11 protein-coding genes are annotated in these 14,652 nt (G+C 37.0%); 2 read left to right on the forward strand and 9 right to left on the reverse strand.

From position 1 onward, the window contains the following. Positions 1-3 precede the first annotated feature (3 nt). The 9 genes from iadA to LY60_RS05935 form a co-directional block, all read right to left on the reverse strand. Positions 4-1,188 (reverse strand): beta-aspartyl-peptidase, encoded by a 1,185-nt coding sequence (iadA, locus tag LY60_RS05895; protein WP_212633461.1) that lies wholly within the window; start codon positions 1,186-1,188, stop codon positions 4-6. 31 nt (positions 1,189-1,219) lie between these two features. Then, positions 1,220-2,965 carry a putative basic amino acid antiporter YfcC gene (gene yfcC / locus LY60_RS05900; protein WP_145081321.1) on the reverse strand — a complete coding sequence of 582 codons (1,746 nt, stop codon included), beginning with the start codon at positions 2,963-2,965 and terminating at the stop codon, positions 1,220-1,222. A gap of 156 nt (positions 2,966-3,121) precedes the next feature. Then, positions 3,122-3,952, reverse strand: a complete 831-nt coding sequence (locus tag LY60_RS05905; RefSeq protein ID WP_145081323.1) for a carbon-nitrogen hydrolase family protein — start codon at positions 3,950-3,952, stop codon at positions 3,122-3,124. A gap of 339 nt (positions 3,953-4,291) precedes the next feature. Next, positions 4,292-7,720 (reverse strand): pyruvate carboxylase, encoded by a 3,429-nt coding sequence (locus LY60_RS05910; RefSeq protein WP_145081326.1) that lies wholly within the window; start codon positions 7,718-7,720, stop codon positions 4,292-4,294. A 294-nt stretch (positions 7,721-8,014) separates the two neighbouring features. Further along, a complete protein-coding gene (locus LY60_RS05915) occupies positions 8,015-8,644 on the reverse strand; it encodes a histidine phosphatase family protein (protein WP_145081329.1) in 630 nt (209 codons plus the stop codon). Between the two features lie 89 nt (positions 8,645-8,733). Continuing rightward, positions 8,734-9,330 (reverse strand): LysO family transporter, encoded by a 597-nt coding sequence (locus tag LY60_RS05920; protein ID WP_145081332.1) that lies wholly within the window; start codon positions 9,328-9,330, stop codon positions 8,734-8,736. Further along, positions 9,323-9,631, reverse strand: a complete 309-nt coding sequence (locus tag LY60_RS05925; RefSeq protein ID WP_145081335.1) for a DUF340 domain-containing protein — start codon at positions 9,629-9,631, stop codon at positions 9,323-9,325. Before LY60_RS05925 ends, LY60_RS05920 begins: the two co-directional genes overlap by 8 nt. Positions 9,632-9,847: 216 nt before the next feature. Continuing rightward, positions 9,848-11,134, reverse strand: coding sequence for a kynureninase (gene kynU, locus LY60_RS05930; RefSeq protein WP_145081338.1), 1,287 nt, complete (start codon positions 11,132-11,134; stop codon positions 9,848-9,850). 30 nt (positions 11,135-11,164) lie between these two features. Then, a complete protein-coding gene (locus LY60_RS05935) occupies positions 11,165-12,310 on the reverse strand; it encodes a YkvI family membrane protein (RefSeq protein WP_145081341.1) in 1,146 nt (381 codons plus the stop codon). Positions 12,311-12,610: 300 nt separating this feature from the next. On the opposite strand from LY60_RS05935, the gene LY60_RS05940 reads away from it, so the two are divergent. Both LY60_RS05940 and LY60_RS05945 read left to right on the forward strand, forming a co-directional pair. Beyond that, positions 12,611-13,984, forward strand: a complete 1,374-nt coding sequence (locus LY60_RS05940) for a helix-turn-helix domain-containing protein (RefSeq protein ID WP_145081344.1) — start codon at positions 12,611-12,613, stop codon at positions 13,982-13,984. Positions 13,985-14,099: 115 nt separating this feature from the next. Next, positions 14,100-14,651 (forward strand): LemA family protein, encoded by a 552-nt coding sequence (locus LY60_RS05945; RefSeq protein WP_019229120.1) that lies wholly within the window; start codon positions 14,100-14,102, stop codon positions 14,649-14,651. The last annotated feature ends 1 nt before the right edge of the window (position 14,652 follow it).

A 14,652-nucleotide genomic window follows, 5' to 3' on the forward strand; every position in this document is an offset into this window, starting at 1 on the left:
ATCTTATCTTTTTTCTTCAAATGTACCAAGTACAACGGGTATTTTATGTTCAACCATCACTTTGCCCTTGGCTATTACAGTGTCAATATCCAGATTTTCATCAAGAATCAACAGGTCTGCATCCATTTCAGCTTCTATTCTGCCCTTTGTTTTAAGCTTAAGTATTCTTGCAGGATTTGAAGTGACTGCCCTCAATGCAGTTTCAAGAGGAATATTCTCGCGGTATACGCATTCTTTGATTGCCTTGATCAAACATGTTGATTTTCCGATACCTATACCCACATATTCCTTCTTCTTGTTGAATATGGGCATGCTTCCCTGTCCGTCAGATGAAAGTGTGAAATTATCATGACTTACACCTTCTTGGATGAGACGTTTAAGGCCTTTGCTGAACCTTACCTCGCCGTCTGTTTCTTCCCAGAAATCAGGATCGTCACTACCGGTAAAGTCAACGTATCCTCCTTCTTTTGCATATAGAACGCACTCTTCAAAAAGTTCAGGGCTTCGGTTTATGTGTGTTGGTAAAAATTGAGTGATTGGTATTTCTGTTTCTTTCACAGCTCTTTTAATGTAGTCAATTTTTCTTTGACCATCTCCTAAATGGATGTCAACTATGCCTGATTTTCCCGACAGCATACCGCCTACCCTGGCATCCGACACGCATCTTACAAATTCTTCAAAAGATGCCTGAGATGAACGATGGTCTGATATGGCTATTTCTCCAACGCCGATGATTTTGTCAACAACCATGATGTCTTTCATGACTTCACCAGTTATTGTCTTGACCGGAATTCTGTAGGAACCAGTGTATATGTACGTTGTTATTCCTTCTTCATCCAATCCTCTTGCTTTTGCCAGAAGAGAAACCATATCCCGTGCCACTCCGTCAGTTCCAAGGCAGCCAACTACAGTTGTAACTCCTGCAGTGGTGAGGCTTGTAAGTGTAGCCTCCGGTGTTCTGGTGGAAAATCCGCCTTCTCCTCCTCCGCCCAGAATATGAACATGAGAATCTACAAACCCGGGAACCAATTTTTTGCCTTGAGCATCAATTTCTAAAACATTAACATGTCCATTCAGTTCAACACTGATATTGTCAGATATGGAGGCTATTTTGCCGTCTAACAAAAGAACATCCTTAATGCCTGCATGTTCCGGCTTGTAAACATCTACATTTCTAATTATTGTTATCATGTTATTTCCTTTCCTAGCATTGTATATTTTATTGAAGTCCTATTGCAACTGCTATTACTATTATTATGGTACCCATGAGGAAAAAGAATCCCTGCATTTTGATCTGATATTTGGCCCACTTTGTCCAGTCTATTCTTGCAACTCCAAGCACTCCTATCAAGCTTGCAGAAACAGGCGTGAATGCATCTACAAAACCGGCTCCAAGCTGATAAGCAAGAACTGCAATTTGTCTTGACACCCCAACAATATCAGAAAGAGGAGCCATAATAGGCATTGTCAATGCAGCCTGGCCTGAGTTGGATGTTACAACAAGGTTGAACAAGCTTTGGAACAGGTACATACTCCACGCTGCAACAGTTGCAGGAACACCATTCAAAGCATTCCCTATGCTGTACAGTACAGTATTTAAAGTTGAAGCTACATTTGCATCAGATCCTCCTAAAACCAGAAGAATACCTTTTGCCATACCAACAACAATTGCTGTTCCTGCAAGGTCTGAAACCCCTCCTTGGAAGGAAGAAGCCATGTCGTTTATAGTCATTCCATTCAGCTTGAATACTACAGCAATTATTCCTGCAGCAAACCCCATTACAAAGAACTGCGATGCAATTTCAGGAATATAATAAGCCTTCTTTGTAACTCCCCAAATAATCCATACAAGAACAGCAAGCATTTCAAGTAATATGAGCTTATGTCCAAGTGTAAACTTCATTTCTTCTTCTGTGGTATTTTCAATTCTGTTTCTGAAGTGTTCATCAGTATCATATACTGCTGAAAGTTCAGGTTTTTTTCTGATTTTTTCTGCATATACCATCATATAGGCTGCAGATAATCCAGTGACAACAAACCACATAGCCAGTCTGAAGGATGCTGCGGAAAGAACAGGTATTCCTGCAATTCCCTGTGCTATTGCAACGCTGAAAGGACTCATCCACGAAGCAGCATTTCCAACCTGTGATGCCACATATGTAACAGTTACTGCCACTATGGAATCATAGCCAAGGGCAATTACAAATGGAACCATTATCATTGCAAACGGAATAACTTCCTCAGACATTCCGAATGTTGCTCCTCCAAGAGAAAATATAAAGAACAACAGAGGAAGGGCTAACCTTTCTAGACCCTTTGACTTTTTGATGAACGCATAAATGCCTGCATCAATTGCACCTGTCTTCATGATTATTCCAAAAGATCCGCCAACAACTAAAATCAATGCAACTATTCCTACGGCTGAGCCATACTTGCTGCCTGTAACAAGGCCTTCAAAAATGTAATTCATAAATCCGAATCCGCTGTAGTCATCGGTTCCCCACACATTGGCAGTCTTATGAAGTTTTTTGCTGGTGTCGTAAATTGATTCTCCATATTTACCGTACAATACATCATCTGTCAGCCCAAGTTCATCAAGCTGAGACTGATCCCAGGCTGAAGGGTCTGTTTCAACAAATTCCTCCAACGCTTCCTGGTCAGCACCCAGTTCCTGAAGCGCATTCTCATCTTCTGCAAGTTTTTTTAGTTCTGCTGCAAGAAAGTCAGTGTTGAGGTTGTAGCTGTACCTGAATGTTTCAGCCATCAATACGGTCCTTGTTTTAACATCGCCGTTTGAATCCGTATACTCAATATCATGGGTGCTGAACTTTCCTGCAGGCACCATAAATGTCAGTATCCAGCAAAGAAGCACCACTACAAATATAATTGCATAAGTATGGGGAGTTCGCATCTTTGTCAGATCTTTTTTCGATTTTTGATCATTATCTGTTTTCTTAAATGACATATATACCTCCAATAATATATTTTCACATATATGTTTGCAATATGTATGCCAATTAAATAACGCTGATTTTTCAACACTTCTATTTATGTTTTAATGAATTGGATGTTTATTGGCTGCCATTTGGCTAAAAACATCCAATTAAAATTAATTATTTTATCATTTATTTATTTTGGTCAGTTCATAAACATCTGCTCTTCTGTGCTTAAGAAGAGGAAGCTCATTTCTTATTTTTTTCACATAATCCGTATCTATTTCCTGTATTACGTATCCTTCCTTTTCATCCATTCGGCATAACACGTTTCCCCATGGAGAAGCTGCAATCGAATTGCCATAGGAATGGTAAGATGCTTCCATGTCTCTGGCCGGAGACACTCCGATGGTGTAAACTTGATTGTCCAGGGCCCTTGCTCTGAAATGAAGCTCCCAGTGGGCTGGACCAGTGGTCATGTTGAATGCTCCTGGTATTATAATTGCTTCTGCTCCCTCCATTGCCATAAGCCTGCTTAATTCAGGAAACCTTATGTCGTAGCATACGGCAAGGCCTATTTTACAGAATTCTGTTTCAAATACAGTCACTTCCTGGCCCGGGGAAAGTGTGTCAGATTCCTTGAAGCGCTGTCCGCCTTCAATGTCTATGTCAAAAAGATGCATCTTTCTGTGTTTAGCTATTTTTTCGCCGTTTCTGTCAAACACATAGGATGTGTTATAAATTTTGTCGCCTACTAGCTCAGGCATTGTTCCTGCAACAACATAAATTCCATTTTCCCTTGCAGATTTGCTCATTGCCATGAAAGCAGATCCGCCTTCTTCTTCGCCGTACTCCCTGAAGCACGAGTTGTCATAAGGGCAGATGAACATTTCCGGAAATACTGCGATGTCTGCTCCTTCCCTTGAAACCTTCTCAATGAGTTTAACTGCTTTTTCTATGTTTTTTCCCTTGTTGCTGTAGACATGAGTCTGTAATAGAGCTGCCTTAAATTTTCCCATATTAAACCTCCCTGATGATTTAATCAATTATAAAATAATTATTGCCATCTGGCAACAAAGGATTTCCTCAAAATAAAATAAGAGGATGGATATATCCATCCCCCAGACTATTGACTAACCTAATATCTACATATCGCAGGGTGATCTTGTATCCACCCATTGTCGTTATTTCAGTATTTTTATTTTCGGGAGGACAGTAGTCCTCCCCTACGCATTGGAATCCATATACGCCGCTTAATGCCAAATTAACCAGTTCGTAGGGGCGGATCTTGTATCCGCCCGTTGTTGTTATTTCAGTATTTTTATTTTCGGGAGGACAGTAGTCCGTCCCCGAATTTGTTATTCTAATTCTGCTATCAGTTCTCCGGCCACAACTCTCTGGCCTTCTTTTACGTGAATTTTGTTCACTGTTCCTGCAAGAGGAGCAATTACGTTTGTTTCCATCTTCATTGCTTCAAGCACTGCAATTGGCTGGCCTGCTTCAACTTTGTCTCCTTCTTTTACAAGGATTTTGTAAACATTGCCCGGTATATTGGCACCTATTTCATACTGATTGCCGGTGTCAGCCATAACCTTTTCTATTGAAGCATTTTTTGCAGTAATTGCATTCTTGTCTTTTATTGTAACAACTCTTCTGTTTCCGTTAACCTCAAATGCAAGGTCTTTTGTTCCGTCATCATTTGATTTGATTTCAACAAGCTTTATGCTCAGCTTCTTGCCTTCCGCAATTTTAACTCCGCATGTTTCGCCTTCTTCAAGTCCGTGGAAGAATATGTCGCTTCCCATCATTCTTAAGTTTCCTTCTTCAGCAAGGTTTTTCTGATATTCTTCAAAAACCTTTGGATACAGTGCATAGCTCAAGGCTTCCTCATCTGTTCCTTCAATGCTGAATTTTTCCTTAAGCATTTTTTTGATTGCATCGAAATCTTCATCTGGAAGAAGTTCGCCAGGTCTGCATTTAATAGGTTCTTTGCCTTTGAGAACAAGTTTACTAAGGTCTTCAGGGAAACCTCCTTCAGGCTGTCCCATCATTCCTTCAAAGTAAGATACTATTGAATCCGGGAAGTCCATGTCCTTTGCCTTGTCGTATATGTTTTCTTCGTTCAGATCGTTTTGAACCATGAATATTGCCATGTCACCAACAGCTTTTGATGAAGGAGTAACCTTTACAATGTCTCCAAGCATTTCATTTACTGTTTTGAACATTTCCTTAACTTCTTCAAATCTGTGTCCAAGGCCGAAGCTTTCAACCTGAGGCTTGAGGTTTGAATACTGTCCTCCAGGTATTTCATATTTATAAATTTCAGCTGTTCCCGTCTTAAGCCCTGATTCAAACTTGTTATAAACAGGTCTTACAGCTTCCCAGTAGTCTGAAATTTTTTGCATGTCATCAAGATTGAGCATTGTGTCTCTTTCTGTGTTGTTAAGAGCTGCAATTACTGAGTTTAACGGCGGCTGGCTTGTAAGCCCTGCCATTGAGTTAAATGCAGTGTCAACAATGTCCACTCCAGCATTTGCTGCCGAGTAAACAGTCACAACGCCGTTTCCGCTTGTGTCATGAGTATGAAGATGCACAGGTATTGAAAGTTCACTTTTGAGGGCACGTATGAGCTTGTCAGCAGCCATAGGTTTTAATAGTGCTGACATATCTTTTATTGCAAGTATGTGAGCTCCTCTTTTTTCAAGTTTTCTGGCAAGGTCAACATAATATTTAAGCGTATATTTGTCTCTGGTTTCGTCCAAAATGTCTCCAGTGTAACAAATGCTTGCTTCTACAATCTTGTTTTGATTCAATACTTCATCTATGGCAACTTCCATTCCTTCAATCCAGTTCAAGGAGTCAAATATTCTGTATACATCTATGCCTGCTTTAGAAGAAGATTTAACAAATTCTCTTATTACATTGTCAGGGTAATTCTTGTATCCTACTGCATTTGCTCCTCTAAGAAGCATCTGGAACAATATGTTAGGCATTTTTTCTCTGAGAGTCTTAAGTCTCTCCCATGGATCTTCCTTGAGAAATCTGTATGCAACATCAAATGTGGCTCCACCCCACATTTCAATGGAAAACAAGTCGTTTGCCATATGTGTCATGGCAGGAGCTATTTTTTCCATATCCACTGTCCTTACACGGGTAGCCATAAGCGACTGATGAGCATCACGCATGGTTGTGTCTGTAAGAAGAAGTTTTTTCTGTTTTAAAACCCAGTCAGAAACTTCCTTAGGTCCTTTTTCATCAAGGAGCTGCTTTAAGCCAGGCTTAAATTCGGCACCTGAAAATTTAGGAGCACGAGGCACATCAAACTGAGGTTTGATTCCCTTAGTTTCATTGACTACGATGTTTCCTATATAGTTTAAAACCTTGAGCTCCTTGTCTTCTCCTCCCCTTACATTCAACAGAGATGGATTTTCAGCTATGAAACCTGTGTCACAGCTTCCATTTTTAAATGTTTCATGGTTTAAAACGTTCAGCAGGAAACCTATGTTTGTTTTTACTCCTCCAATTTTTAATTCTTTCAGCGCTCTTGCGTTTTTGCTGATGGCGTCGCTGAATGTTCTTGAATGAGAAATTACTTTTACAAGAAGGCTGTCATAGTATGGGCTTATCTCAGCTCCTGTGAATCCGTTTCCTCCGTCAAGCCTTATTCCAAAGCCTGAACCGGTTCTGTACATGTCGATTTTTCCAGTGTCAGGAGCAAAGTTGTTTGCAGGGTCTTCAGTTGTTACTCTGCACTGAATTGCATAACCTCTTTTTTCAATCGATTCCTGTCCTTTTATGTTAACTTCATCGGAATCAAGACTGTAGCCCTGTGCTATAAGTATCTGAGATTGTACAAGATCTATGCCTGTTATCATTTCTGTAACTGTATGTTCAACCTGAATTCTTGGATTCATTTCAATGAAGTAGTGTCTTCCTGTATTGTCTACCAGAAACTCCAGTGTTCCTGCACTTCTATAATTTACTGCCTTAGCAAGCTTTATGGCATCGCTGCATATGGCTTGTCTTTGTTCTTCAGTTATACTTATGGCAGGAGTAAATTCCACAACCTTCTGGTGTCTTCTCTGAATAGAGCAGTCCCTTTCAAAAAGGTGCACAATGTTTCCATAGTTGTCTCCAAGCACCTGTACTTCAATGTGTTTTGGTTTATCCAGATATTTTTCTATAAATATATCATCTATGCCGAATGCTTTTTTAGCTTCGCTTTGGGCGCTTTTAAATTCTCTCAGCAAGTCTTCTTCACGCCATGCAATACGCATGCCTCTTCCGCCTCCGCCTGCTGAAGCCTTTAAAATTACAGGATATCCGCAGTAGTCAGCAAATTTCTTTGCATCATCTTCTGATTTAACTGCTTCTTCGATACCTGGTATCGTTGGAACTCCTACTGAATTTGCAACAATCTTTGATTTTATCTTGTCCCCAAGTTTGCTCATCATAATGTGGTCAGGTCCTATGAACACAATTCCTTCTTCTTCACATTTTCGTGCAAATTCAACATTCTCAGATAAAAATCCATACCCGGGATGAATGGCATCAACACCTTTTGATTTTGCAAGGCTTATTATTTCATCAATACCAAGGTAAGCATCTACTGGTTTTTTGTTTTTTCCGATTCTGTAAGACTCGTCAGCCTTTGTTCTGAAAAGGGAATTTTTGTCCTCTTCTGAATAAATGGCAACACTTCTTATGCCCAGTTCCTCGCAGGCTCTGAAAACTCTGATGGCAATTTCACCGCGGTTAGCCACCAGCACTCTTTTAAATTTTTTCATCTGATCCTCCAATCTCATACCACATTCAGTCATATTCAATGTGTAATTTCATAAAACAAAGTCTAACATTATTTAATTAATTTTTCAATATCATTATTTAATAAAATTAAATTTTAATCGTTTTAACTTTATTTTATTCTTTTAGATTAATTTAAAACATTCAGCAATCGTTTACCGCCTTTTATTATTATGCAAAAAATATAAATAAAACCCAGTCCGCCTTATTTTTGACGTCTGGGTTTCAATTTTTGAGCTGATTTTCTATTTCCCGGGCAATTAATATAAAAATCGACACTAACTGAGTGCTAAGCTTCCTTTTAAATGTTCTGTGTCGTTATAGAAAATTTCTTTGATATTGTTGTCTTCATCAACCTCAATGCAGGATAGGCTGCAGTTTTTAACCACTGTTCCCATCCAGTCCTTGTTTATCTGGAAATTTCTTATATATGATTCAATGCATTTGATTGTTCCTCCATGGGCAACTATCAAAGTATTTTTATTTCTGTAATTTTCAATTACATCCTTAAATGACTTTTCTACTCTTTTATAAAATTCAAAAAGATTTTCTCCGTTTGGATATCTGTTATTAAATGGGTCGTTTTCAATTTCGCTGAGAGTTTCGCCTCTTTTTGATTTAATTTCATCATAGCGCATTCCTTCAAAATCGCCCAAATTAATTTCCCTGAAGCCGTCATCCTTTATGATATCAATTGATTTGCTTCCTCTTACTATTTCTGCAGTATGGTAGGCTCTTTTAAGAGGACTTGAAATTATGCAGTCCAGCTCTATTCCTTCGATTCGGCTTGACAAAAGCTCCGCTGCCAAAATTCCCTTTTCCGTAAGTTCGGAATTCTTGTTTCCTTGAAATCTGAATTGCCTGTTCCATTCAGTTTCGCCGTGTCTTGTAAAATAAATTCTGGTCATTTTAACACCCTTTCTAAACGTATATAAAATGTTACATAGTCCTATATTAAATCATAATATAGTTTTTATTAATTCTTAACTCTTAATTATTATAGTAATCCTACAAAAATTGGAACCAGTATTGGCACCATGAGAGATATGATTATTCCGCTAATAAAAGATATTATTACAACTTCCTGGCTTGTGTTCCTGGTTATTATGGGAAGTCCTGTGTCCATGCTTATGGCACCGCCCACAGCTATTGTTTCAAGATAGCCAATGTGTTTTGCTATAAATGGAATGCTTATAAATGCAATTAATTCTCTGAACACATTTGTCAAAAATGCTATTGTTCCCAGTTCAGCTGATACGGGAGTGATTATTATAGCCGACAATGTATACCAAGTAAAACCTGAAGCCACTGCCAGCGAACCGAATAAATTCATTTTGAACAAAATGCTGCACAAAATTCCTCCAAATAAACTTCCCAGCACTGTTGCAGCAGGCACAATCAACAATTTAAATCCAACATTTTTCAAATTCTTAAAAATATCTTTGTTGCTTCCAATGTCCACTCCCACTGAAAAAAGAAGCATGCAGAGGCCGACGTCAAGTAAAATTCCGGTAGAATTGTATAAACTGTCAGGAATGATGAACAACCCCGATAAAACTCCCACAGCAAGCACAAGCAATATTTTCTTAGTCATTTCTGCCTCCTGTTATGTTCACATCATTGATGAATTTCTTACGTGCAATATAAACAAACAAAATGCTGAAACTGCATGTGGATACAGCAAAAATAAATGCCTTGAAACCTATTTCCCCTATGGAAGAAATAACCTGCTCGTCCATTCCAACTCTAATACCCATAACGAAAATTAGTCCAAACAGGAAAAACGTCTGAACCAAAGATATCTTGTTCATGAGTCTTTTATGGATGAGACCTCTGCTGCTCAGAAACCAGCCAAACGCCATTAGCCCGAAATATAAAAATATCCTATATGCCATAAACATCCCCTCCAAAATCAATTTTATCACAAATCTGTCATTAAGTCATCTAAATTCAAAAAACAAAAACACCCCCTAAGGGAGCATCTGAGACAATTGATAAACCAAATTTTTATACACATTGTAGGGGCGGACCTTGTGTCCGCCCGATGGAGGGCAGTCCCCTCCTTTATAATCAATATTATTAAAAACTATACCACCTAAGGTTTTTATTATCTAAATATTATTTGTCAGACCTTCGCGATTTTGGTTTTCATAATTTTCATATTCTTTATTTTCCATAATCTTTATGATTCTTTCAACCATTTCATAAACATCTTCATATGAATTGTATAAAGGTGCTGGTGCTAATCTTATAACATTAGGATATCTGAAATCAGGTATTATTTTGTTAGCTTTAAATGCTTCGTTGATTCTCAGGGCATCATCGTGTGTCAATGCAATGTGACCTCCTCTAACTGCATCTTCTCTTGGATTTCCTACTCCAAAACCATATTTCGCTAATTTTTCATCAATAAGGTACATCAAGTACGCCGTAATATTCAATGACTTTGCTCTTATGTTTTCAAGTCCTGCCTCATTGATCATATTCAATGAACCTTCAAGGGGCGCCATGGATAAAATAGGCTGAGTACCAATCTGCCAGCCTCCTGCATATTTTGCATGTTCAAAGCTCTGGTACAAATTAAACTGAGTATCCTTCCTGTTTCCCTGCCATCCTGCAAGTCCCGGTTTCATGTTGAAGTGTTTCTTATTTATATAAAGTCCTGCAATGGCACCGGGGCCTCCGCTTAAATATTTATAGTCGCACCACAACGCAAAATCAGGATCAATTTTCTTGAAATCATGAGGCACAACTCCAATTGAATGGCATAAATCAAATCCAACATAAATTCCTCTTTTATGAGCTTCCTTTGTAATTCTTTCCATATCCACAAGCTGGGCTGATCTGTAAAGAACTGAAGGAAGCAATACTATGCATACATCATCAGTCATGGCTTCAATTATGTCATCTTCATATATGAATTCTCCGTCACGGCTTTTAACTTCCTTCAAGCATTCGTCCGGATTATATCCTGCAGCTCTGATATCGCTTATTACAGCATATTTGTCTGAAGGGAAGCTGATGTCATCCATGACTATTTTATTCCTTTCAGGTGTTGGGTGATAGAATGTAAGAATACCCTGGTGAACATTGACTGTAGTGCTGTTTCCGCATGTTACTTCCTCAGGCTCTGCATTTAAAAGAGGGGCCATCAAAGCGCCAAGTGTATCCTGATACAGGAAATATCCGCCCTTTGTCCAAATGCCTATTCCTAATTCCTTCCAGGCCTTCAGGGCCTTAAACAATGTTTCTTCTGCATCCTTGCTGCACAGACCGCATGAATTTCCATCCATATAGATTTCACCTTCATTGATGTAGAATCGTTCTTTAAATTTAGCCAGTCTGTCTTCCTTATCCAGATTTCTTGCAAACTCTCTTGTCAATTCAAAATTATACATTTTCTTCCTCCTAATATTTTTTACTTTATTTTAATGAGCACTTTTTTCGTTTATTTTATCTAAAAAATCCTTATAACTTTTTTTCTTAATATATTTAGTATATATCATTCCTGCAAAGATAATAAGTCCAACATAACCGGAAATTGGATAAATAATTCCAACCATTGTGGAAAATGACAACTGCCCTCCGAAGAAACCGAATATAGCTGTTATAATTGCTGCAATTTTAAATTTGTTGCTCTTATCATCTTCTGATACCTTGTTGCAGGCTGTAAACATCATTGGAACTGCAGTTGTATAAATACCTAAAATAAGCATAACTGCAAATATTTGTCCGAATAACGGACTTACCTTAGCTGCAACGAACAGTGAAGGAATCTCTAAGCTATATACATTTCCAATGTTAGCAAGCAATCCGAAATTTAAAATCATAACTGCAATTATAAATGCTATTCCTCCAAAAAGACCGCCCAACAATGAATTTTTTTTGTTAGTTGCTGTAGTGGCACCTATACCTGAAAGATAAGGAACAACTCCGGTTACTGTATATGATGCATATAATAACCCGGAAATGAACCAGTTGTTAAAATTATTTTTAACTTCAATGGTATTAAGAATTTGATCTGCTTCTTTAATGCCTTGAGGATTATCCAAAATAGCAAGAATACCTATTATTATTGTTCCTATTAAGATAAAAGGAGAAATATACCCAATAATATTAACTAAATTTTTCAACCCTAACAGAACTGTTACCAGTGAAGCAACTATCATTATTATTCTTCCGATATCACCATTAAGTCCATAATACTCTTCAAATGTTGAACCTGCCGCTGAAATCATTAATGCAAATACTAGGAACAACATAATTGGTGTAAACCACTCGCAAAATTTTCCCAAATATTTTCCAAGGTAAAATTCAAACATTTTATTTGTTTGCTTCAACTTTAAATTTCTACCATCCTCAATAATAGTTACACAAAACCATGCATATAGTATACCTGCAATTATTCCTACTCCAATACTTCCCCATACACCATGACCTGAGAAATATTGTAAGCATTCCTGACCTGAAGCAAAGCTTGAACCTATTACAAACCCCATGAAAGCCCCGCCAATTGCTATAACTTGAGCTATATTTACTTTATTATCGTCCATAGTAATTTTATTGCTTTCCAAAATAGTATCCTCCTTTTATTATTCTGTTACTTTTTTAATCGATTTTTCATTTAATAATTTCGGATAAAAGCATACGTTATCCTATGCTAGCTGAATTTTCTGCTGTTTGACCTCCTCATAATCTTATGCTAACACCAAAATAGATTGAATTCTATAGAACTTATATGAATTAAATTGAATTCATTTTTTTCAATTTTACACAAATATTATCTCTTGCAATCATTTTTATGTTATAATATATTTAGAAAGCAAACGATTGCGATTTTAATGAGTTTTAATCAATTGAAAGGAATGTATTTAATGAATAATCAATTTGGAACTGTTTTAAAAAAGCTAATAGCAGAAAAAGGAACAAAGGAAAAAATTGTTTCAGAAAATTTAGGATATGATCCAACATACTTAAGCAAGTGGATATCAGGAAAAAATCTGCCTTCACAAAAAAGTATTGATTTTATTTGTGACAAGCTGGCTAAAATGCTTTCCGTCGGTGAAAACGAAGATAAAATAAAGCAAAATCTTATAAATGCCTACCACTCAGATATGGGATTGTCAAAACTGGAAAATAGCATGAATAAAAATATTTCCCTTATAACATCTATAGAAGATGTTACAAATCTCATAGTGGAAGTTATACAGCAGCTTGATTATTCAGGAGTGAAGAATATAACCATCAACACCACTTTAAATCTTTTTCAGAAGTTTGAATATCATATTGAAGACATCATTTCCAAATTGCATAAAATGAAACTGGAAAGCTTAAAAATAAACATGTGTGCTTCATTTGAAGGATATTCCTACGACCCGCTGATATTTTGCAACAATTTTCTTTCATTGACTTCAGGGAAATACTTTATTGAATTTAATATATATAGGCAAAAAGAAGAAACTCCCCAGATTCTCGTTATAAACGACATAATTGCCATGAATGTAGTCAGCCTTGAAAATGTAGCTTTCCTGTGTTATTACAGCTTCAATGAAATGTACATAGAATCCTTATCAAACAGCTACAACCTGATTGTTCGACACATGGAAAAAATACTGAGCTATGCCATGCCCATTTCTCTTAGAAAAACCAACGTCCAGCTAAATCAGTTTTTACAGGACAATGAAAGAATATTGTTTTCGGAATCACCTGCAATATTAATTCCAAAGAGTATTGTACGCACATTGATTGATAACAATGAACTTAACTTACAAGGTGCAGAATGGCAAGAACATGTTGAATATCTTGATCAGGTCAGCAATATTTTTGAAAAGTACACAAAACACAACAATGTTAAAGTTTTAATTTACGAGTCACTTCTTGTGCACTATGTCAGTACAGGACGAATTGAAATAGGCGGAAAAAAACATGTATTTACTAAGGAACAGGTTAAAGAACATATTTTGAACATATGCAACTGCATGAGAGAAAACGAGAACATAGGATTTTATTCCATATCGGACACTGTTGATTTCAACAACTTGTGCTGCAACAATCCTTCTATTTTTTTAACTCCCTCGTCAATTGCAGTGGGCAACACAGACATTTATACTGATGAAACATCTTATAATTTTTATTATTCTACAGAAAAATCAATTATAAATATTTTTGAAAAATACCTGGATTCAATAATAGAAAAATCCTACTGCATAAGACTGTCTGCAGACAGATTAGCAGCTTACATAGAATAATATGAGTATTGAAAATATATTACTATCTTATCATTTTTGTTGTTTTGTGATATATTGTAATTAATTAAGAAATGTTTAATTTTAGAGTGATAATATAAAAACGGAGGTAGTAAAAATGGAAATATTCATAGGAATTGTAGTTATACTGGCTGTTTGGTTGATTCTCATGTACAACGGCCTTATAAGAAAGAAAAATTACATAACTGAAGCATGGGCATCCATTGACGTCCAGCTTAAAAGAAAAACAAACATTCTCACAAATCTGGTTGATACCATAAAGATGCAGACAAAGTATGAAAGTGAAACTTTGGAGAAAATAATCGGTATGAGAGCAAAGATAATGTCAGGGTCTAAGGACGAGGTTATGGCTGCAAATGACAGCATTTCAAAAATGATGCCTTCTATTATGGCCATTTCTGAAAGCTATCCTGAGCTAAAATCAAACGAATCATTTCTTCACCTCATGGACGATGTAAAAAATGTTGAAGACAAAATAGCATATGCACGCACAAGGTACAACACTGCAGTTGTTGACTACAACACTGCAATACAGACATTCCCGTCATCATTATTTGCAGGAATGCTTGGATTCACAAAAGAAAACACTTATGAAATAACCGAAGAAGAAAGAGAATACTCTGACAACATAAGAATAAGCAAGTTATAAA

The organism is Sedimentibacter saalensis (assembly GCF_007830175.1).
GTDB classification, from domain to species: domain Bacteria; phylum Bacillota; class Clostridia; order Tissierellales; family Sedimentibacteraceae; genus Sedimentibacter; species Sedimentibacter saalensis.